Origin of the sequence: Actinoplanes sp. CA-131856 (assembly GCF_050956135.1) — a bacterium.
Taxonomy (GTDB): Bacteria; Actinomycetota; Actinomycetes; order Mycobacteriales; family Micromonosporaceae; genus Actinoplanes.
The window spans coordinates 1,103,320-1,124,318 of the sequence record NZ_CP191849.1 but is presented as its reverse complement, the minus strand read 5'-3'; the positions used below and the strand labels follow the sequence as shown (position 1 = coordinate 1,124,318).

At 72.2% G+C, this 20,999-nt stretch carries 18 protein-coding genes; 9 read left to right on the top strand and 9 right to left on the bottom strand.

What is annotated here, in order from left to right; translation table 11 throughout:
* Window positions 1–12: 12 nt before the first annotated feature.
* Entirely contained in the window at window positions 13–4,914 is a 4,902-nt protein-coding gene (locus tag ACQP2X_RS05460; RefSeq protein WP_498694792.1) for an arginase family protein, read from the bottom strand.
* A gap of 117 nt (window positions 4,915–5,031) precedes the next feature.
* On the opposite strand from ACQP2X_RS05460, the gene ACQP2X_RS05455 reads away from it, so the two are divergent.
* The gene (locus tag ACQP2X_RS05455) at window positions 5,032–5,979 is read left to right on the top strand and encodes a hypothetical protein (protein WP_498694791.1); all 948 of its coding nucleotides are present in this window, start codon (window positions 5,032–5,034) and stop codon (window positions 5,977–5,979) included.
* Here the strand turns inward: ACQP2X_RS05455 and ACQP2X_RS05450 are convergent.
* Both ACQP2X_RS05450 and ACQP2X_RS05445 read right to left on the bottom strand, forming a co-directional pair.
* Window positions 5,976–6,719, bottom strand: a complete 744-nt coding sequence (locus ACQP2X_RS05450; RefSeq protein ID WP_498694790.1) for an SDR family NAD(P)-dependent oxidoreductase — start codon at window positions 6,717–6,719, stop codon at window positions 5,976–5,978. The genes ACQP2X_RS05455 and ACQP2X_RS05450 overlap by 4 nt on opposite strands.
* Before the next feature lie 48 nt (window positions 6,720–6,767).
* Complete coding sequence (locus ACQP2X_RS05445) at window positions 6,768–7,436, bottom strand: hypothetical protein (RefSeq protein WP_360244594.1); 669 nt, start codon at window positions 7,434–7,436, stop codon at window positions 6,768–6,770.
* Window positions 7,437–7,990: 554 nt separating this feature from the next.
* On the opposite strand from ACQP2X_RS05445, the gene ACQP2X_RS05440 reads away from it, so the two are divergent.
* The 6 genes from ACQP2X_RS05440 to ACQP2X_RS05415 all read left to right on the top strand — a co-directional run bounded on the left by ACQP2X_RS05440 (window position 7,991) and on the right by ACQP2X_RS05415 (window position 14,339).
* Window positions 7,991–9,313 carry an AAA family ATPase gene (locus ACQP2X_RS05440; RefSeq protein WP_498694787.1) on the top strand — a complete coding sequence of 441 codons (1,323 nt, stop codon included), beginning with the start codon at window positions 7,991–7,993 and terminating at the stop codon, window positions 9,311–9,313.
* A gap of 13 nt (window positions 9,314–9,326) precedes the next feature.
* Window positions 9,327–10,328 (top strand): beta family protein, encoded by a 1,002-nt coding sequence (locus tag ACQP2X_RS05435; RefSeq protein ID WP_498694786.1) that lies wholly within the window; start codon window positions 9,327–9,329, stop codon window positions 10,326–10,328.
* A gap of 36 nt (window positions 10,329–10,364) precedes the next feature.
* Window positions 10,365–11,222, top strand: a complete 858-nt coding sequence (locus ACQP2X_RS05430; RefSeq protein WP_498694785.1) for a bifunctional DNA primase/polymerase — start codon at window positions 10,365–10,367, stop codon at window positions 11,220–11,222.
* A 59-nt stretch (window positions 11,223–11,281) separates the two neighbouring features.
* On the top strand, window positions 11,282–11,947 hold the full coding sequence (locus tag ACQP2X_RS05425; RefSeq protein WP_498694784.1) for an SRPBCC family protein: 666 nt from the start codon (window positions 11,282–11,284) through the stop codon (window positions 11,945–11,947).
* A gap of 142 nt (window positions 11,948–12,089) precedes the next feature.
* Entirely contained in the window at window positions 12,090–13,877 is a 1,788-nt protein-coding gene (locus ACQP2X_RS05420; protein ID WP_498694782.1) for a SpoIIE family protein phosphatase, read from the top strand.
* A 135-nt stretch (window positions 13,878–14,012) separates the two neighbouring features.
* Window positions 14,013–14,339: a nucleoside triphosphate pyrophosphohydrolase family protein gene (locus tag ACQP2X_RS05415; protein ID WP_498694781.1), complete on the top strand. Its 327-nt coding sequence runs from the start codon at window positions 14,013–14,015 to the stop codon at window positions 14,337–14,339.
* On the opposite strand, the gene ACQP2X_RS05410 is transcribed toward ACQP2X_RS05415, so the two are convergent.
* The 4 genes from ACQP2X_RS05410 to ACQP2X_RS05395 form a co-directional block, all read right to left on the bottom strand.
* A complete protein-coding gene (locus ACQP2X_RS05410; protein ID WP_498694780.1) occupies window positions 14,325–14,672 on the bottom strand; it encodes a DUF6232 family protein in 348 nt (115 codons plus the stop codon). The genes ACQP2X_RS05415 and ACQP2X_RS05410 overlap by 15 nt on opposite strands.
* 139 nt (window positions 14,673–14,811) lie before the next feature.
* Entirely contained in the window at window positions 14,812–16,221 is a 1,410-nt protein-coding gene (locus tag ACQP2X_RS05405) for a hypothetical protein (protein ID WP_498694779.1), read from the bottom strand.
* Complete coding sequence (locus tag ACQP2X_RS05400) at window positions 16,218–17,249, bottom strand: hypothetical protein (RefSeq protein WP_498694778.1); 1,032 nt, start codon at window positions 17,247–17,249, stop codon at window positions 16,218–16,220. Before ACQP2X_RS05400 ends, ACQP2X_RS05405 begins: the two co-directional genes overlap by 4 nt.
* On the bottom strand, window positions 17,246–17,800 hold the full coding sequence (locus ACQP2X_RS05395) for a hypothetical protein (protein WP_498694777.1): 555 nt from the start codon (window positions 17,798–17,800) through the stop codon (window positions 17,246–17,248). The genes ACQP2X_RS05400 and ACQP2X_RS05395 overlap by 4 nt, the downstream gene beginning before the upstream one ends.
* Window positions 17,801–17,950: 150 nt before the next feature.
* Between ACQP2X_RS05395 and ACQP2X_RS05390 the strand changes: the two genes are divergently transcribed.
* Entirely contained in the window at window positions 17,951–18,235 is a 285-nt protein-coding gene (locus ACQP2X_RS05390; RefSeq protein WP_097319443.1) for a DUF427 domain-containing protein, read from the top strand.
* Between the two features lie 22 nt (window positions 18,236–18,257).
* Here ACQP2X_RS05390 and ACQP2X_RS05385 read toward each other — a convergent pair whose 3' ends face one another.
* Together ACQP2X_RS05385 and ACQP2X_RS05380 are read right to left on the bottom strand one after the other, a co-directional pair.
* A complete protein-coding gene (locus ACQP2X_RS05385; RefSeq protein WP_498694775.1) occupies window positions 18,258–18,656 on the bottom strand; it encodes a hypothetical protein in 399 nt (132 codons plus the stop codon).
* Entirely contained in the window at window positions 18,637–19,059 is a 423-nt protein-coding gene (locus ACQP2X_RS05380; protein ID WP_498694772.1) for a YbaB/EbfC family nucleoid-associated protein, read from the bottom strand. Before ACQP2X_RS05380 ends, ACQP2X_RS05385 begins: the two co-directional genes overlap by 20 nt.
* Window positions 19,060–19,293: 234 nt before the next feature.
* On the opposite strand from ACQP2X_RS05380, the gene ACQP2X_RS05375 reads away from it, so the two are divergent.
* Window positions 19,294–20,967, top strand: a complete 1,674-nt coding sequence (locus ACQP2X_RS05375; protein ID WP_498694770.1) for a putative bifunctional diguanylate cyclase/phosphodiesterase — start codon at window positions 19,294–19,296, stop codon at window positions 20,965–20,967.
* The last annotated feature ends 32 nt before the right edge of the window (window positions 20,968–20,999 follow it).

The window sequence follows — 20,999 nt, the reverse complement described above, 5'->3', positions numbered from 1 at the left end:
TGTGGCGTGCTGTCAGCAGATGGCGCGGATCAGGTCGGCGAGGACATCCTGGTCGGCCGGGTCGGCGGGCTCGTATTCGGTGATGCCCAGGCCGGCGAGTGGGTAGCGCTCGGTCAAGGCCCGGACCGCGGCGGCGAGCCCGCGCGGGGTCACCCCGTTCGGGACCGGGCTGCCGACCGAGGAGAAGGTCGGCGGGTCGAGGACGTCCAGGTCGATGTGGATGTAGACGGCCCGTGCGCCGGCCACGGCCGCCGGGAGGTCGTCCAGGGCGGCCACCATTACGGAATTGTCGGTAATGTACTCGGCCTCGGCCGGATCAAGGGCACGGACGCCGGCCAGGACGACCTGGTTCGGCTTCAGCGTGCGCCGGGGCTTGAGCTCGGCCGGGCCCTCGCCCAGCAGGGTGCGCAGGACCATGCCGTGGAAGGCGCCCGACGGTGACGACTCCGGCGTGTTCAGGTCGCCGTGCGCGTCGAACCAGACGACCACGAGCCCGTCGCCGTGCCGCTCCAGCGCCGCCTCGATCGGGGCCAGCTCGACCCCGCAGTCGCCGCCCGCCGTGACCATCGGCGGGTCGGTCACCGCGGCCCGGACCGCCGCCAGGTTGTCCGCCAGCGCATCGGTCACCGGCACCTTGACCCGCCGATCGCCCGGGATCATCCGGGCCAGGGCGGCCGCCCCCTCGGCCAGCCGGGACGCGGTCGGCGAGCCCGAACCCTGCCACTGACCCACCTCCAGGACCGTGCGGCGCGGCGGCGGCACGATGCCGAGCTCGTCGACGCGCTGCCAGACCGGGCTCATCGCCGCCTCCGGCTCGCGGGCGTAGATGCTGCCCCGGATGCGCACGAAGACGCAGTTGCCCACCCGCTCCAGCACCGCCTGGCGGCGCATGTCGCTCTCCCACTGCTCCGGCCCGTGATAGGCGTCGCCGTCGCACTCGATCGCCAGGCGGCGGCCGTCGGGGGCGTTCAGCACGAAGTCGATGCGGTAGGCGCCGATCCGGAACTGCGGGATGGGCCGGTATCCGCGCGCCAGCAGCCGCTTGAGCACGTCGCGCTCGAAGTCGCTCTCGCAGCGCCGGGCCAGGTCGGCCGCCTCCTCGGCCGGCGTCAGGTTGAGCGCGTACGACAGCAGCAGTCCCCGCGCGTCGTCGGCGAGCAGCGATCCCGGCCGCACCGAATGGAAGATCCACAGCTGGTCGCGGGCCCGGGACGCGGCCACGTTGATCCGGCGGTGGTACTCCCGCTTGGTGAAGGCCGCTATCCGCGGATCGTTGTCGGAGACCACCATGGACACCAGCACGACGTCGCGCTCGTCGCCCTGGAACGTGTACGCGTCGCCGACCCGCAGCCGCCGGGCCTGGATCTCGTCCTCGCCGATCTCCGCGCGCAGCAGACTCAGCAGATAGGACGCCTGGCCGCTCGTGCTCAGCAGCGAGATCACGCCGAGCGTCCGTCCCGCGTACGCCGGATCGCGCACGATCGCCGCGACCTGCTCGACCAGCGCGTGCGCCTCGGACCTGTTCACGTCGCCGAATCCGGAGAGCGGCTGCCGCACCCCGTCGGGCAGGAAGACCGTGCGGATCGGCGCCAGCGACGGCCGGTCGGCCCGCAGCGGCATGATCTTGCCGTCGTAGTAGTGCCGCGACGAGAACTCGATGATCTGCGGCACGCAGCGGAAGTGCTCGGTGAGCAGGATCCGCTCGGGCGAGCGCCGCACCGCGTGGTCGTAGAGCGACGACTCCGGATCGAAGTGCTCGGCCGACGGCACGTCGCCGAGATGACTGTGTATCAGGCCGCTGACCGTGCCGACGAAGCCGAGCTGCGGCCCGATCTGCTGGTCGTCGCCGACCACCACGGCCCGCTCGGCCAACGACAGCACCGGCAGCGCGAACAGGTCGGCCTGTGACGCCTCGTCGACGATCACGACGTCGAACCGGGCCCCGCCGGCGAACTGCTCGATGGCCCGGTCGACCGACATGACCCAGACCGGCACCGCGTCGACCGCCTGCTCCATGGCCCGCTGCGCGTGCGCCTGCCAGGCCGCGGCCGTACGACCGGTGCCCTTGCCGATCTTGCGGAGCGCGGTGGTCCAGTCGGCCAGCGCGGCCCGCCGCCGGTCGTCCAGGCTGCGCGACACCTCGAGCCAGGCCGACGCCACGACCAGCTCGGCCGTGCGCTTGCGGATCTTCTCGCGGGCGCTTTCCACCCGCTTGGCCAGCACGGCCGGGTCGACCCCGCCGATCACCTCGTCGAACCAGGTCTGCGCCCGCCGCCACTGCCAGGCGTCCAGACAGGCCTTGCCCGAGACGGCCGGCACCCGTCCGGCCTCGATGGACGCCACCCAGAGGGGCGCGGCCGGGGCCAGCCGGTCGCGGAGCGCGGCATATCTCTCGACCTCAGGCCGCAACTCCTCCAGCCGGCGCACCTCGGCCAGCTCCGCGTCCCAGCCCTCCAGCGTCTCCCACGCCCCGGCCAGCGGCTTCCACGCCGCCACCCGCTCGGCGATCTCGCGGCGCCGCCGGTCGAGCGCGTCCAGCTCGGCCACCGCGCCGGCCGCGTCGAGCAGCTCCGCGACCTCGGCCAGCCGCGCCGAGTCGAGATCGAGCTCGCGCTGCGGCACGAGCCGGCTGAGGCGCTCGGCCAGCACCGGCCAGTGGCGCACGTCCCAGTCGAGCGACTGCCCGGCCTCGGCCAGCAGTGAGCCCGCCCAGATCTCGGGGTCACCGGCCGGGGCCGGGATGGCCAGCCGGCCGATCCACTCCGTCCAGTGGCCACCGAGACGCTGCCGGGCCCTTTCCCGGCGGACCCAGGCGGCCGCCACGTCGACGTCCTCGACGGTGCGCAGCGGCTCGCCGTCGACCCGGACCTCGTCGGCCAGCCGGTGGAGGCCGGCCTGGAGGAGCCGGCTCAGGCCGCGGCCGGTCGCGAACCTCTGCCGGATCTCGTCGAGCTGGGCCAGCAGCCTTTTCGGCTCGGCCGCCCAGGGGCCGGGCACGGTCACCGGATGGCCGGCCAGCGTCCGGGTCAGGGTGGCCAGCTCGGCCAGCAGCGCCTCGGTCGCCCCGACGTGATCGGCCCAGACCGCGCGCCAGTGCGGATCGTTGAGCAGCCGCCCGAGCCGGTCGGTCCACGATCCCTCGCGGCGGCGCAGCCAGGTCAGCGCGTTGTGCAGGTCGGAGCGGACGGCGGCGACGTCCTCACCCCGTACGGCCTGAAGGTCGAGACCGGCCGACGCCAGCCGCGACACCTGGACGGCGAGCGTGTCTCGCGACGCCCGCCGCGCCGCCGCCTCGGCGGCGTCCGGAAGGTCACCGGTCGGCGGAAGGCGCCGCAAGGCCGCGGCCCGGTCGGCCGGTGAGAGGTGCGCGGCCGTCTCGAGCAACGCCTGGAACTCGGCGCCGTCGAGCGGGGGCGGCGCGTCGACCGGATCGGGGATGCCGCTGCGGGTGGCGGCTCGTTCGCGCAGCCAGGCGCCCACCTCGACCGGGGTCTGTGGAGCGCCGTCGATCGGGTAGGTGACCGCCTCGTTCTCGGCGATCGCTCGCAGGCCGCCGAGGGCCGTGGCCAGCTCGCGCTCGGCCTCCTCGAGCAGGCCGGTGAGCCGCTCGACCCGGCGCGCCTCGGCCTGTTTATCGAGGGTGGCGGCCCGGTCGGCCAGCTCGCGGGCGGCCAGCTGGAGCTGGACGAGCTGGTCGGTGGTGCGGCCGAGCACGGCCAGGCAGAGCGCGCGGATCTCCTCGGGAAGCCCGTCGCGGAGCACCCGCAGCGGATCCTCTTTCTGCGCGACGACCAGCACCCGCTTGCCGTTGGCCATGAGGTGGCAGATCAGGTTGCGGATCGTGTGGGTCTTGCCGGTGCCGGGCGGGCCCTGGACGGCGACGTTGCGATGCTGGGCCAGGCGGCGGGCGATCGACTCCTGCGCCTCGTTGGTGGGCAGCGGCATGAGCAGCCGCTCGCCGACCCGATGCCAGCTCTCCGGCCGGTCGTCGGGCATCCGCAGCTTGCTGGGCTCGTGGGCGACGATCGCGGCCAGCGCGCCGACGCTGGCACTGTCGCCGTCGAGGAGCCGGTTGCGCAGGTTTTCCAGGAAGCCGCGCAGGAGCCGCTGCTTGGGCCGCGCGAACAGGACGCCGACATCGCTGACGTGCGGCTCGGTGGTCTCGTCGGAGGTGATCAGCCGGTCGTAGCCGAGGCGGCCCAGCGCCCGCTCGAACAGCTCACGCCGATCCAGGTCGCTCCACAGGTCGACCTCGAGCGTGCCGGCCGGGCCGGCCAGGCCGAGGAGCTGGCTCAGATAACGCTCGTCGAGGCCGGCCAGGGCGTCGGTCTGCAACCGCGAGGGGCCGGCCGGCGAGACGGTGACCAGGGAACGGTCGGGCTCGTACTCGATCAGCACCGGCGTGGCGACCAGCGGGTAGCGGACCCGTTCGCCGTTGACCACGGTCTGGAGCAGCCCGTGCCCCCAGACGAGCTCGGTGGTGGCGGCTGTCATGTCGATCTGGTGCATGAGGTCGAACAGCTGCCGGTGCAGCGCGCGGGTCTTCTCGGCCTCGGCCGTGGCGTGCGCCCAGGGCCGCCAGACCTGATCACGCCACGTCTCGAAGTCGGCGCCGGCCTCGTCGGAGGTCGGCTCCTCGCCGGCTGTGACGTCGCCGCGCAGACGCCGGCGCAGGGCGGCCGGCACCGTGACCGGCGCCGGCAGTGCGGGCAGCCCGACGCGCAGCCACGACGGGTCGTCGCCGGCCGGGCCGACCTGACAGGCCGGATGGTCGGGGAGGGCGTCGAGGCGGTGGGCGTCGGCCGGTGTCACCCGCGCGGGCCGGTCCATCTGGGCGCGCACGGCGAGCAGATAGTCGGCGACCGCGACGGCCCTGTCCCGGATCGTCGTGGGCGACTCGATCTGCTCGGACATCCTCCCGAGTCTAGGACGCCCGGGCCCGTCCGGGCCTCTCGCGACCGGCGCGCCCCCACGCTGGGTCGGGCAACCGCTACTGTGACGGCCGCTGATCTTGAACCGGAGCGTGGCCGCGTGACTGACCCTCATGACAAACCCTCACCTGAAGACGAAGACCCCTCAACCAATAGGACGCCTTCAGACGAGCCATCTGCTTACCTCCCGCCGACGCCGCGTGAGCCGATCCCTCCGGGCTACGTTCCACCACCGCCCGCCTACGCCCCGCCGCCTGAGTGGTCGAAGGGCGCCCGCGCGGCCTATCACGCCGGCCCGTACGACCCGCTGGTCAGCGGCGACTACAGCGGCTGGTGGCAGCGCGGCATCTTCCTGCTGAGGACGCTCTGGAAGCCGATGGCCCTGGTGCAGCTGATCGGCAACGGGCCGCTGCTGGTCCTGGGCGGCGTCGCCGCCGTGCCCGTCACCTACAACGGCTTCTCCGACCAGGAATGGATCGAGAATCCGGCCGCCGCGCTGTCCGTCATCATCCCGATCATCCTGATCGCGGTCCTGGTCGCCCTGATCGTCCAGCTGGCGACGGTGGAGATCGCGGTGCAGCACGTCACCGGCCGCACCGTCTCGGTGGGCGACGCCCTGCGCACCGGCCTGCGCCGGCTGCCCGCGTTCATCGGCTGGGGCATTCCGGCCGGCCTGCTCATCGCGCTCGGCTCGGTCTTCTGCCTGCTGCCCGGCATCTACGTGGCCGCCGTCATGGTCACGCTGCCGGTGATCATCCTGGCCGAACGCGGCCGGGTCATCGGACGCGCCTTCGATCTGTTCCACGCCGATTTCGGCGCCTCGGCGGGCCGGGTCGCCACCCTGTTCGGCGTGCAGCTGGTCCTCGGCGTGGCCGAGGGCATCGTCGGCGTCATCGCCGGGCTCGACCCGACCGGCGTGACGGGCATCGCGGTGTCCGTCGCCTTCGCGATCGGCACCGGCGTCTTCCTGGCCCCGTTCCTGCTGACCACGTACGCCGACCTGCGCGCACGCCGCGAGCCGTTCACGACGGCCCAACTGGCCGGCTAAAGCTCTTCGGGATCGCGGCCGACCGCCGATCGGCCGCCGTCCACGGGGATGACCGCGCCGCTGATGAAGGCGGCCTGGTCGGAGAGGAGGAACGCCACCGCGTCGGCGACCTCCTCGGTGCGGCCCATCCGGCCGAGCGGCTGGAGCAGGCCGATCTCGCGGTCGAACGCCGCACGCCCCTCATCGGACAGCCCGGACAGGTAGGACGCCGACCGCTCGGTCGCTATCGACCCCAGGGCCAGCGCGTTCACCCGTACGCCCGAAGCACCGTAATCGACCGCGAGCGCACGCGTCAGTCCCTCGACGGCGGCCTTGGCCGTCGCATAGGCGAAAGCGCCCCGCACCGGCCGTTGTCCCTGATGGGACGAGATGTTGACGATGGCGCCGCCACTGCCGGCGGCCAGGAAGGCGCGCAGCGCGGCCGCGCATCCGGTCAGCACCGGATCGACGTTGCGGGCGATCAGGGCGCTCATCTCAGCCGCGGGAGTCTCGTGCAGCCAGGCGTCGGCGAAGACCGCGGCGTTGTTGACCCAGCCCTTCAGCGGCGAGGCGGCCTCGGCGGCCTCGGCGGCCCGGCGGGACACCTCTTCGTCGCGGGCGTCGCCGATGATCGGCACGATCCCGTCGCCCCCGGTGAAGGGCTCGGTCTCGATGACCGCCACGGTCGCACCCGCCGACCGGAGACGCTCGACGATCGTACGGCCGATGCCTCGGCCTCCGCCGGTGACCACATAGCTCATGACCTCTTTATATAGAGAGAGCGCCCCGAGGGCGCTCTCTCCGGAAAGTCAGGGGAACTGCATGCGACGTGGGCGGGGGATGACGGGGGGAGGAAGGGGCAGGTCGTCGAGGTGGCTCCAGTTGAGCGAGCCGTTGTCTGTCGACTTGACCTCGCCGAGGCAGGCGCGCAGCAGGCCCAGGTTGGGGGCGCCCGCGTAGCCGGCGATGATCACCTCGGGCTTCGGCTCGATGGTCGCGATGGCCGCGCAGATCTTGGCTACCTCGCGCTCGTCGACCGCGTCGAGCGGCAGCGGCGGCTCGGCCTGGGACCGCCGCCACGGCGGGCCGAACCGGCGGAGAAGCTCGCGGGCCAACCGGCCGAAGGACCGCCCGACCGCCGCGTCGCGCATCGAGTCGCGGGCCGACTGCCCGTAGCACCACGGCACCACCACGTGCCCGTTGAGAACCACCAGCTGGTAGACCGATTTCGGCACGCTGATGATCTCGGCGCCGGGAAGCGTGCCCAGGAAGAGCACCAATTCCTCGTACGGGAGCGGCCACCGCGGATTGGCGAGCACTCGTTCCGTAGTCTGCGTCATGGCGGGGTGCGCGTGAACCTCGCGATCGATCGCGGTGCTCAACGCCTCCGGCACCCGGGTCCACAGCTCACCGGCAACCTTGTCGCCGAACTGTTCGACCACCCACTCGCTCGGACCGACCAGAACGTCTGGGCGCATTCGTTACCACCACCGTCCGTGTCGCTGGCGTTACTGCTGGCTAGAAGAGTTCCACTTCCGGTGATCGACTGGAAGGGTTCCCTTTGCTTGATCCCAGAAACGCCCGTGAATGAAATCGAGAGCGACGATCAAAACGTTGCTACGGCGACGGAGCAGCAGGTCGGAACCTCGCGAAACATGCAACTTGCACGGCGAACCGCGCATGCAAGTTGCATGTCGGCTTCGCAATTCGACCAGTGCGTACAGTCAATCACCCGGATATTTCAAAGCCGTGACCAGCAGGCAAACATCCACTCACAGTGACGATCCACAGTGCTCTCACCTGCGATACCACGACGGGAACGCCATCACCGCCCGAGAAAATGTGAACGCTCCCATTTCGGCGCCCCCTCGCGGCCGAGATCAACTTATTGATCACTTCGCGGAAATCGCCCGGCGACGACGGGCTCGCTAGCCGATCCCCGACGGGCACGCTGTCAGATTTCCGTCAGTGCCAGCCTGAGGAGAGCGCCCAAAAGCTAAGACACTTCCCGCGCCCGCGCTACGGTGCCCCGGTGACATCGCACCTTCTGAGCCCGGCCGCGGAAGCCGCCACCGTCATCGACGCCGTGCTGCGCGACCTGCGGGAGGGCGACCATCGCGGCGTCGTGGTCGACTCGCCGCCCGGCGCCGGCAAGTCCACACTCGTGGTGCGCGCGGCCGGCGAGCTGGCCGCCTCGGGCGAGCCCCTGATGATCGTGGCGCAGACCAACGAGCAGGTCGACGATCTCATCGCCCGGCTCGGCGCCCGGTCGCCCGACGTCGAGGTGGGCCGGCTCTCCGCCGTCGACTACGAGCCGAGCGAGCGCGTGCGCGACCATCCCCGGTGCCGCGTCGGCGCCAAGGTGGCCGAGCTCAACTCCCCGGCCGTCACCATCGGCACGGCCGCGAAATGGGCCACCGTCACCGAGGGCTCCTGGCCATGGGCGATCGTCGACGAGGCGTACCAGATGCGCTCCGACGCCCTTCTGCGCGTCGCCTCCCGCTTCGTCCGCGCCCTGTTCGTGGGCGACCCCGGTCAGCTCGATCCTTTCTCGACGGTCGAGACCGACCGCTGGACCGGCCTGTCCTGGGACCCGATGCTGAGCGCGGTCAACGTGCTGCTGCGGCACAACCCCGAGCTGCCCGTCCACCGCCTGCCGGTCTCCTGGCGCCTGCCGCACACGGCGGCCCCGGTCGTCGCCGAGGCGTTCTACCCCTTCACCGGCTTCCGTTCCGGCACCGGGCCGGGCGACCGGCGCCTCACCTTCACCGCGAGGGCGGCCGACCCGCTCGACGAGGTGCTCGACGTGGCCGCCGAGACCGGCTGGGGCCTGCACGAGCTGCCCGCCCGCTTCACCGTGCGCACCGACGCCGAGGCCGCCTCGGCCTGCGCCACCCTGGCCGTGCGGGCGCTGGCCCGGCAGGCCGTGGCCTCCTCCGAGTCGGGCGCCGGCCCGCTGACCGCCGACCGGATCGCCATCGGCGCCGCCCACCGCGACCAGGTCGCGGTCATCCGGTCGCTGCTGCCGCCCGAGGCGGCCGGCATCACCGTCGACACGGCCAACCGCCTCCAGGGCCGCGAGTACGACCTGACCGTCGTGCTCCACCCGCTCTCCGGCCGGCAGGACGCGACCGCGTTCCACCTCGAGTCGGGCCGGTTGTGCGTGCTCACCTCACGCCATCGGCACGCCTGCGTCATGGTGGCCCGCGAGGGCATCGCCGAGCTGCTCGACGCCCACCCCTCGACCGAGCCCGTCCACCTGAACGTGCCAGTGAAGTTTCCCGACGGATGGGAGGCAAATCAGGCTATTCTCGCTTATTTGCATCGAACAATGTCGCTTACCCGACAGGTGTAGCTACCGTAAGTGAATGGCGGTATTCACGACGGCGGGGTCCACTCGGGACGGTGTCTACCGGCCCATCCTGCGCCCGCGCCGGGGCGAGCTGGCGGCGCTCACCCACCTGACGCCCGGCGACGCCCGGCGGGTCATGCCGATCCTCGAGCTCGACGACGATCCCGGGGTCGTGGCGCTGCTCCGCGAGCTGCCGCCGCGGACCGGCGCCGTGGCCATCGACTCCAGCGACATGCCGACTCTCGATCTGGCCGAGGAGCTGGCCGCCCTGGGAGTGGCCATGCTGCCGGTGCTGCGCGCCCACGAGAGCCGGCGCCGCCTGGTGGCGCACGGCCTGGCCGCCCGCATGCATCTGGGCCGGGCCGTCCTGCGGCTCCAGCCGCACGTCGACGCGGCCAATCCGGCCCAGGCCGACGAGGTCACCGGCCACATGCTGCGCGGCGCCGGCCTCGAGGCCGACCAGATCGACCTGCTCATCGACCTGGCCGAGACGGCCTGCGTGGCACACGCCGACAAGGTCGAGGAGCAGTGCCGCCGCGTGCTGCGATGGGCCCGCTCGATGCCGTGGCGCTCGGTCAGCGTCGCCTCCGGCGCGATGCCGGCCAATCTGGACGACCTGCCCACCGACCGCCCGGTCACGGTGGGCCGCCTGGACGCGCGCGTGTGGCAACGGCTGGCCGAGCCCGGCGTGGGATACGCCGATTACGGCGTCACTTCCCCGGTACGCCGGCGCGGCGTCCAACGGCATCGCCAACTGCCCACCCTGCGCTACACCGACGAGCACGACTGGTGGATCTACCGCTGGTCCCGCCGGGGCGGCCGCAGCGACGACCGCTGCCACGACCTGTGCCGCACGCTGGTCGGTTCTGCGCACTGGCCCGGATCCCACTTCTCCTGGGGTGACGCCGAGCTGGCCCGCCGGGCCCGCACGGCCCGGGGCGGTGGAAGCTCGGCCAGCTGGATGTCCTGGAGCACGAGCCACCACATCGCCCACGTCCTGCGGACCCTGGTGCACTGACCCGGCGGGGCAGATTTCTGTCGTACGCTTGTTCTAATGTTGCTGACAGCCGCGTTGGCCTACGCCCGGCACGGGATCCCCGTCCTGCCGGTGCACACGGCCGGCCCCGGCGGCTGTTCCTGCGACAGAGGAGCCCGATGCGATCACCCCGGCAAGCACCCTCATCTGCGCCACGGCCTGACCGAGGCGACCACCGACCCGCGCCTGATCGACCTCTGGTGGCATCGCTGGCCGGCGGCCAACGTCGGCTTGCGCACCGGAGTCGTGATGGATGTGGCCGACGTCGACTCCGCGGAGGGCTGGCACGGCTTGTGTCATGTGCTCGGCGGCTCCTTGCCCGCCGGCCCGGTGGTGCGCACGGGCAGCGGCGGCTGGCATTTCTGGTTCCACCCGACCGGTTTCGGCAACCGGGTGGGCCTGCTGCCCGGCCTCGACTGGCGTGGCTCGGGCGGCTATGTGGTGGCCCCGCCCTCGCGCCACGTGAGCGGCGGCGACTACCGCTGGGTGCACCGGCCGGGCGACGACCTGCCGAGCGGCCCACCGGCGCTGCGCGAGCTCATCGAGGGCCCTCCCCCACCACGGCGCCGCCAGGCGGTCCCCGGCCCGATCGCTCACCCCGACCGCTACGCCCGGGCCGCGCTGACCGCCGAGGCCGACCGGGTGGCCCGGGCTCCGGTCGGCCGCCGCAACGACACCCTGAACCGCGCCGCGTTCGCGCTGGGCCGCCTCGTCGGCGCCGGCCTGCTCGGCCCGTCCGAGGTTACGCGGGAGCTCGAGACGGCCGCCGCCTTCGCCGGGCTGTCCCGGGCCGAGACCCGCGCCACGATCCGTTCAGGCATGACCGCGGGCCGCCGCAGTCCGTTCGCGCATGAGCCGGGCCGCCGCGTGGCGTGATTGCCGCATTACCCGAAAGATGGGGTCATGACCGACGTGACTACAGCCGGGGGCCCGGCATGACCGACCGACGCCCGCTCAAGCCCTACGACGTCGAGATCGCCGTGCCGGTGGGGCGCGACGAGGCCTGGGAGGCCGTCACCCGGCCCGAGGTGCTGCGCCAGTGGTTCGGGTGGGACTACGACGGGCTCGAGGCGGAGATCCGCCAGATCTTCATCGACGAGGCGACCCTCTGGGCGCCGGAGCGGATGGGCTGGGCCGACGGGTCCTCTTTGGAGGTCGACGGCGATGACGACAGCGCCCGCGTCCGGGTGACCCGTGAGGGGCCGGCCGCCGAGGAGGCCTATGACGCGATCGAGGAGGGGTGGCGTGCGTTCCTGACCCAGTTGGCGTTCCTGCTGCGGGAGCGTCCCACGGGCCGCCGCCGCACGGTCTACCTGACCGGCGAGACCACGGGCCGCCAGGCGTTGACGCTGGCCACCGGCGAGTGGCAGCGCTTCGGCTCCCGCGTCGCCTCGACGGTCGACGGCGAGGGCCATCTCGTCGTGGTGGCCGGGCACCTTCCGCTGGACGAGCCGTCCGCGGCCCGCTTCGAGGTCACCATCTCCACCTTCGGCCTGGACGACGCGGCCTTCGAGACGGTCCGCGAGGCCTGGGCCAAGCGGTGGGCCCCGATGGCGGCCGACGCCAACCTGACCACGGCCGAAAACCCGGCACCGCACTGACCCGCCCCGGCGCGGGGGCGGGATGGTGGATGGCGCGGGATGTGGGAGGGAGCAGGCCGAGGGTCGTTGACGGGGGCGCGGCCCCGGTAGCCTGACAGGTCCGACCCGCTAGCGAGCGGGGGTTCTGGCCCGGGAGCGATTGGTGCTGCGCGAAGACTTGGCCGCGGGCGCGCCGAACGAGGTGATCGGCGATCCCGCGCGGCTGCGAGCGGTGGCGCGGCTGGGTCTCGGCTCGGGGGCCGATCCGGCGTTCGATCGGATCGCCGGCATCGTCGAGCGGCTCATCGACGCGCCCGTGGCCGCCGTGACCGTGCTCACGGCCGACCGGCAGCACCTTCCGGGGCAGGTGGGTCTGCCGGCGCCGTTCGCCGGGACGCGGGAGATGGGGCTCGAGCATTCGTTCAGCCGGCATGTGGTCACGGCCGGTAAGCCGCTCATCGTCGCGGATGTACGAAACGACCCGAGCATGCGCGACAATCCGTCCATTCGGGACATGGGGGCGGTCGCCTACGCGGGAGTGCCGCTCACCGACTCGGACGGGCTGGTGCTCGGCACCCTCGCGGTGATGGACCGTGAGACGCGGAAGTGGACGTCCAGCGAGATCGCGCTCCTCGTCGAGCTGGGCGAGGTCTGCTCGTCCGAGCTGCGCCTGCGGATCGCGCGGGAGATCGCCGACGAGGCCCGCCGGCACGCCGAGTCGGCGCACGACCAGCTCCTCCTGCTCGGTGAGCTGACCGACGCGCTGGCCGAGACCATGGACATCGACGCCGCGCTGACCAAGCTCGGCCACCTCGTCGCCGGCCGTCTCGCCGACTGGTGCTTCATCGCGCTCGCCGACCCGTCCGGCTCGATCCGGCACATGTCGGCTGCCCACCACGACCCCGCGTACACCGAACCAGCCGCCCGGCTGGCCGGCCTGGCCCGCACCGCCGACCTCAAGCCCCTGCTCCGGGCGGCGCAGCGCGCCGGCCGCCCGATCCGGCGCGACGGGGACGTCACCCTGCTGCGGCAGCAGGCGCCGGAACTGGCCGGCGCCGCCGCCGAGCTGGGCCTCTCGTCACTGCTCGTCGTGCCGATCACCGCGCCCGTCACCAAGCGCGTCCACGGTCTCGTCCTGCTGGCCAACGGCGCCGCCCCGTTCACCGACGCCGCCGAGCAGACCGCGGCCGAGGTGGGGCGCCGGGCCGGCATGGCTGTGGACAACAGCCGGCTCTACGGCCATCAGCGGCACGTGGCCGAGGTCCTCCAGCAGAGCATGTTGCCCGATCTGCCCCTGGTCGACGGCGTCGACCTGCACGGGCGCTACCTGCCCGCCCAGGCCGGGGCCGAGGTCGGCGGCGACTGGTACGACGCGTTCGCCCAGCCCGACGGCACCCTGATGCTCGCGGTCGGCGACGTCTCCGGCCACGACATCGAGGCCGCCGCGACCATGGGCCAGGTCCGCAACCTGGTGCGCGGCGACGCCTACGGCCGCGAGGACGCGCCGGGGCCGTTGCTCGCCCAGCTCGACCGGGCCCTGCACGGCCTGCACGTGCCGGCCGCCGCCACCGCCGTCCTGGCCCGCTTGCGCCGCGAGGGCGACGACTACCTGGTCTCGTTCGCCAACGCCGGCCATCCCCCGCCTCTCCTGCTGCGCCCCGACGGCGAGGTGGAGATCTGGTGGGAGACCCCCGAGCCGCTGCTGGGCCTGCTCCCCCGCGATCCGCGCACCACCCATCGCCGCCGCGTGCCGGCCGGATCCACGCTCGTCCTCTACACCGACGGCCTGGTCGAGGATCCGGCCCACCTCATCGACGAGGGCATCGCGCGCCTCCACAAAGTCCTGCGCGGCGCCTCCACCCTCCCCGCCGAGGAGCTCTGCACAAACCTCATCAAAACGGCTCGTCGCCGCGACGACGACATCGCTCTTCTCCTGGCCCGGCTTCTTTAGAGGTACGCCTTCGACCAGCACCCGGTACGGCACGGCGACGGCCTCAAGCCGTTACGCTCCGGCGGCCCGGCGCCGTCGTGGTCACCCTCTCCGCCGCGGCCGCCGGGCTGTCCTGCAACGAAAGGAAGAACCCCGATGGACCTTCAGCAACTGCAGGAACGCGCCCTGGCCATCGCCGATCTCTACGACCGGCACAACCTGGCCGCCGGCCGCCAGACCTGGGGCCCCGAACAGTTCATGACCGGTTTCGTGGGCGACGTCGGCGACCTGGCCAAGCTGGTCATGGCGGCCGAGGGCCGCCGCGCCGACCAGGGCGACGCCCACGAGGCGCTCGGTCACGAGCTCGCCGACTGCCTGTGGTCGGTGCTGGTGCTGGCGAAGCACTACGACGTCGATCTCGCGACCGAGTTCCAGCGGATGACCGACGGCATCGAGCGCTATCTGGAGTCAGGCGGGGCGTAGGTCCTCCAGGGCCCGCTCCAGGTTGCGGCAGACCCGCTCGAAGTCGACCTTGTCGGTGGTGGAGTAGAGCTCGACCGGCTGGTCGCGATGGTCGGCCCGCAGCGCGTAGACCGGGCTGGCCATCCGCAGCACGAAGACCGCGGCCACGACGGCCGCGAGCACGATCAGCAGGCTGACCATGTCGCTCATGACCCAGCCCACGACCACACCGGCCAAGATCACCGCGACCGCGGCGGCCAGGAGGGCGGCGAACCGGGGGCCGCGCCGCCGCACGCGCATGATGTTACGAAGATCGTTCAGGTCGTACGCCGAGCCGTCGGGCGAATGCGTCACAAAGTGACTTTCGGTCACCGTCCCCGCGGGTCCGCGATAGTAGACCGTCATGAATTCGCCGAGCCCGACACCGCTGTGGAGCACACAGCGTCACCTTATCGACGCCGTTCCATGATCGACAGCGTTCGGAGGGTGCGTGTTACGCGGATGTTACGGCCGCCGGAGGGCCGCCGTGGGTCCACGGTGTGTCGGCCGGGTCGGGGAAAGCGGCGCCCGGGCGGTAGGCCTCGCTCAGGGTCGTCAGCAGGATGCGCTCGCCCACCGCGGGCACGCTGCCCGGCTCGGCGACCAGCTTGCGCCCCATCCCGCCGGACAGCTCCAGCAGCACGTCGCACCCGTCGGCGGTCGGCGTCACCGAGACGACCTTCGCCTTCTGCGACGGCCGGGCCGGCGACGTCAGGTTCGCGCCGGCCTCGACCCGCACGGGCTCGGCCGTCGCCACCATGATCCGGGGCCGCAGCACCGGCCGCTTGCCGGAGTCGTCGATCCGGTCCGGGTTGGCCAGTGTCACCACCCCGGCGAAGGCGGCGCCGGTCAGGCGGTGCTCGGCCATGATCAGCGGGTCGTCGAAGGCGCGCTGCACCGCGTAGCGGGCGGCCGCGTTCTCCAGCCGCTGGAGCCGGGACGCGGCGGCCACCGCCCCGTCGCGGCGCGGCTGCGGCGCGCCGTCGGAGGCCAGATGCTCGACGAAGGCGGAGTAGGTGTCGCGGTCGCTGTCCCAGCGCGTGCCGACGCGCGCCCCGGCCGGCAACGCCCGCAGCAGGTCCAGCGACCGCCACATCCGCTCCCACGTCGGCGTCAGCAGCTCGCGGATCACCTCTTCGAGCCGCGGCGACGAGTCGGCGATCAGCGGGGCCAGCACCTTGTTGTCGAACTCGGGATCGGTGGCCGGCCCGGCCACCGGCCCGTTCTCGGCCTCGCGGGCGGCCGCCGCCCCCTCCGTGACCCAGGCGAACAGCGAACCCAGCTGGGCGTCCTCGGCCGCGCTCTGCCCGGTCGTCCAGTGCATGCCCAGCGCCTGGACCGTGCTGGCCAGCAGCACCGACCCCGGCATCTCGGCCGCCGAGGCCAGGAAGGTCAGCCACTGCCCGAGCAGCGGGACGGACGGCGGCACCGGATAGTCGCCGTCCGTACGGCGGAATCGGGTCGATCGCCCGAGAAGCCGGAGAAAGTCGGCACCGCCCGGGTTCGGCACCCAGACCTGCGGCGCGTCGACGTAGCGGTAGCGCACGTCGCGCCCCCGGTCGACCGCGACCGCCTCGGTCTCGGTGGCGAACGACTCCAGATAGGGCAGCAGCTCCCCGGCCAGCGCGGCCGTGAAGGCGAACCGCTCGTCACGGTTGCGCGGCTGCGAGACGACCAGCAGGCGCGGCTTCTCGGCCGACGTGCCGATCATCGCGGCCAGCGGCGCGTTGGCCTCGCCGGCCATCGCGAGCGGGATCAGCACCAGCGGATCGTCGCTCACGTGCAGGTGGCGGACGGTGGCGATGGGCTGCGCCCGGCCGGAGGCGAAGGCCTGCGCCCGGGCCAGCGCGACGAGCGTGCTCACGCCGTCAGGGCTTCGTTGCGCAGCCGGGCCGCCGCCGCCAGCAGCGCCGCCGCCTCGGTCTGCTCCGGCGCCGGCAGCACCGTGCCGGCGGCCAGCCCGAGCGCCTCGTCGACAGTGGCCACCCCGCCCAGGGCGTCGCGCACGGGCCGGCCCAGCGCGGCCGTCGACCCGGTCGCCTCGTGCCGGCAATAGACCGACAGCTCGCAGGTCGACAGGCATTCCGGCGCGTACCGCGCCTCGACCGTGGCCAGCGACTCGAGCAGCGCCGGCACGGGCTGGGCCACGTCGAAGGTCACCGACGGGGGCAGCTCGTCGATCAGCGACGACACCGACGCGAGCCGGCTGAGCTGCCGCTTGAGGGTCGACAGCTGCTTGCGTACGTCAAGAACGACGGCCGTCGGCTGGAGCGAGAAGTTCTCCGGGCACACGAGAACCACGTCGTGGCTGACCTTGTCGTCGCCGAGCAGTCGGCGCAGGGCGAGCACGTAGACCGCGGCCTGGACGGCCGCCGAGGACACCGCGGCGCTCTCGGCCTGCCCGTCGACGATGGCGAACGACTTGATCTCGACGACCTGGAGGACGTCGCCCCGCTGGCACGCGATCAGGTCGGGCTCGAGGAAGACGGTCTGCCCGGCCACCGAGAGTGTCAGCAGCGGGTGATCGAGCAGCCCGGTGTCACCGTCGGCGAGCACGTCCCGGGTCCGCGCGTGCCGGGCGGTCAGCGTGTCGTCGCTGTCCTCGCCCAGATCCTCGTACCGGCCCTCGGGGAGGGACAGGACCGACCGCAACAGAGCGCAGTCGTCGGCCTTGAGCATCGCCTCGAAAGCGTTACCCCGGGCCAGCGCGAACCGTGACTGCCCGAAGCTGCCCGGGAAGCCGATCGCCTCGGCCAGCCGCGGCTTGTCGACACCGGAGGCGTCCAGCACGGCCCGGCGGGTGCAGCCCGGGTTGCCGGTCAGCGCGGCGATCGTCCGCGCGTTGTGCCGCTTGCGCGGCCCGGAGCCCCGCAGTTGATCTACTCGACTCACTCGCGTCCTCGCTGGTGGGGCACGGCCGGAATCCCGTACAACAGCTGATCTTCATCGAGCGCGGCCGCCCGGGCCAGGGCCGCCACCCGCACGGGCTCCTCGGTGGCCTGCGGCAGCGCCTCCAGAGCCACCCGCGCGGCCTCGGCGAGATCAACTGCTTCGGCCCCATGGGGTACGCCCTGAGCCAGCTCCCGCAGAAGACGATGCTCGGCCGGGCCGAGCGAGGCCCGCATCCCGACGAACTCCACGACCCGGATGATCATCGCGAGCGCGGACGCCCGGCGTGCCACCGGCGTCATCAGGCGGCGCTCGAGCGGCCAGTCGGCCAGGGCGATCAGCCCCGGCACCGCCGCCAGATCAGCGTCGAGCGCCGCGCACAGCCCCGCCTCGCGGTCGCGCACCAGGGCGGCGATGGCCGGCACCGACAGGTCCCCGTCGAACAGCGCGGCGTGCACCCGTGCCACGAGCCGGGCCGGCGCGGGCGCGCCGAGCAGCACCAGAGCGTGCCGCGCCTGCTCACCGGCGCTGGGTAGCGTGATCGGGATCTTCATGCCGCATCTCTTCGGGGGGTGGGCCTGGATCGAGGGTAGATCTTCGTACAAAGCATCGGCACCCTGTGGACGGATCATCACCTTTCACTCCCGATAGCGATTAACTTCCGCATATCGGACGACCGGCCTGGTCCGCGCTACTTTCGGAGCATGCCTAAGGCCATCTGGAACGACGAAGTTATCGCCGAGAGCGACGACACCGTGGTTGTCGAGGGACATCACTACTTCCCCCGCGCGTCCCTGCGCGAGGATGTGCTGACGCCCTCCGACACCCACACCGTCTGCCCCTGGAAGGGCAAGGCGTCCTATTACACGCTCACGGCCGACGGGCACACCACCCCCGACGCCGTCTTCTTCTACCCCGAACCCAAACCCGACGCCAAGGCCGTACGCGATCGCGTCGCCTTCTGGAAGGACGTCCGCGTCGAAGCGTGACCGGCCGGGGGCCCGCTCACGGTCACACGATGCGCGGGTGGGCCTCCTCGATCGAGGACACCTCCAGATAATCCAGCATGTCCCGCTGCTCCTCCACGTCGAGGGCGCCGAACGCCTCGTACGCGACCTCCCTGGAGTGCTCGGTCTCGCCGGCCAGCAGCGCGATGATGCCCGACCAGGCCAGGGAGACCCGGTCGAACAACCGCGCCCGGCGCAGCGAGGTCAGCCGGGTCAGCATCGCGACCTTGGTCGCCGCGTCGTCGTCGAGCGGGATCCGGTCGGAGAGCTCGAAGAGCGCCTTGCCGCGGTACGGATGCTCGGCCTCGACCATCCGGGCCAGCTCCGCGTTCGACATCTGGTCGACGGCGGGCGCCGGCCCGCGCCGCGGGAGCGAGGGCTTGTCACCGGGCACGACTGTCACGACCGCTCTCGAATCCGTTGCCGGGCGCCTGGTGCGGCAGCGACGGCGTGTTCTGAAAGGTGGGGAAAGGCGGCGCCGCCGGCATGACCGGCGCGGGCGGCTCCGGTTCGTCCGGAAAGTTCTGGGTGAAGCTGTCCAACAGGGCCTTACCGTCCTCGGTGTCGGCGCCGACCGTCTCGTCGACGGCCGCGGTCACCCGCTCGGCGAGCGCGGCCTGCGCCCGGCGCATGGTCCGCAGGATCTCCGACGAGAGCGTGGCTCCGCTGAGCTGCCGCACCCGGTCGTCAAGACGCAGGCCGGTCACGACCCCGGGCCCGGCGACCGTGACCGTGACGACCCCGTCGTCGTCCGTCGCGGTCGCGCTGAGCGTCGCGAGGCGCTCCGCGATGTTTCCACTCGGCACAGTTTGTCCTCCGTTGCCGACATTCGTGCTGTTGGCGTTCTATGAGATCACGGTTACGCAATGTCGCGCCGCACACCCCTACCCCGCCCGCCGGGCCGTCACCCGACCTGGCGACCACCGTAACCTCCACGCAACACATCGACCTCCGCTGTTAGCACCGACGAGTTACGTGACAGTGCTCAAGTCCTCACCCGGGTGGCCGATGGAACGGCCATGGTTCGTTCCAGCAAGGCTATGGACAGGGTGCGTCGCGGCGTCGACGACGCCCTGATCTTCGCTTCGCTCATGGCGCTCGCGTGGCCGCTGCTCTTCGAGCGGCTGACCGAGGAGAACGCGAGCGCGGTCGGCTGGATCCTCCCCATCGCGGGAGTGATAGTGGTCGGCGCGGCGGTGGCGCGGCTCGCCGACGCCTGGCCGCTGGTGCAGTACGCCCCGGTCGCGGCGGCCGTCGTGACCGCCGCGGTGCAGCACGGCAAGCTCGGCGGCGCCGATCCCGAGCTCACCTGGCTGATCATCATCGTGGCCGGCATCATCCTGGTCCGGCAGTTCCTCGGTACGCACACCAACGAGGGGCTCATGCGCGATCTCACCAAGCAGCGCGCGATCCTGGCCCGCCAGGCCTTCCGGGACCCGCTGACCCAGCTCGGCAACCGGGCCATGTTCATGGACCACGCCACGGACGCGCTGTCCGACGACGACCAGACGATGACCGCCGTGGTCCTGTTCGACCTCGACGGATTCAAGGGCGTCAACGACACGTACGGCCACGCGGCCGGCGACGCGCTGCTCAAGGTCACCGCCGAGCGGCTGAACGCGAACGTGCGCGCCAACGACACCGTCTCCCGGCTCGGCGGCGACGAGTTCGTGGTGCTGCTGCCCCGGCTGGTCGACGACTCGATCGCCGACACCGTGGCCGGCCGGATCCTGCGCGACCTGGAGCAGCCGCTCGAGATCGGCGAGGTGGTGCTGACCATCCGGGCCAGCGCCGGCATCGCCATCACCAAGGGCGGCGAACGCGACGTCGACACCCTGCTGCGCGAGGCCGACGAGGCTCTCTATCAGGCGAAGGAAGACGGCAAAGGAGTCGTACGCCGGTTCGACCCGGCCCGTTTCGCCGAGATGGAGCAGCGCCGCCGCGACGAGGCCGACCTGCGCCGGGCGTTCCTGGAGGGCCAGTTCGAGGTCTTCTACCAGCCGATCGTCGACCTCGACGGCGAGCACACGGTCGGCGTCGAGGCGCTGGTCCGCTGGCAGCACCCGAACCGTGGCCTGCTGCCGCCGGGCGCCTTCCTGGAGCTGGCCGAGACGATCGGCATGATGCCCAAGCTGGGTCTGTGGATCCTGCGCGAGGCCTGCCTGCGCGCGGTCGAGTGGCAGCGCCAGAACCCCGGCTTCGAGCTGAACGTCAACCTGTCGGCCTCGCAGCTGGCCAACCCGGAGCTGACCGACGAGATCCGCGCCGTGATCGAGGAGACCGGCATCCCGTCCGAGCTGCTCGTGCTGGAGCTGACCGAGACGGTCGCGCTGACCGACCTCAAGGAGTCGGCCCGCATCCTGGCCTCGCTCAAGACCCTGGGCGTGCGGATCGCCCTGGACGACTTCGGCACCGGCTTCTCGTCGCTGAGCCACCTGGGCGCCCTGCCGGTCGACGTAGTGAAGATCGACAAGTCGTTCGTTCAGGCCATGCACGAGAGCTCGGTGGGCGGCTCGGTGGCCGAGGCGGTCCTCCAGATCGCCCGCACCTTCAACCTGGCCCCGGTGGCCGAGGGCGTCGAGGACCGGGAGCAGGCCGACCGCCTGCGCGAGCTGGACTGCGTGCACGCGCAGGGCTACCACTTCGCCCGCCCGATGCCGGCCGCCGAGCTGACCGGGCTGCTGACCAAGCAGAGCGCCCTCCAACGGGGGTAGGCGCTCCCCTCCCAGGGCCACCCGGCCACCGT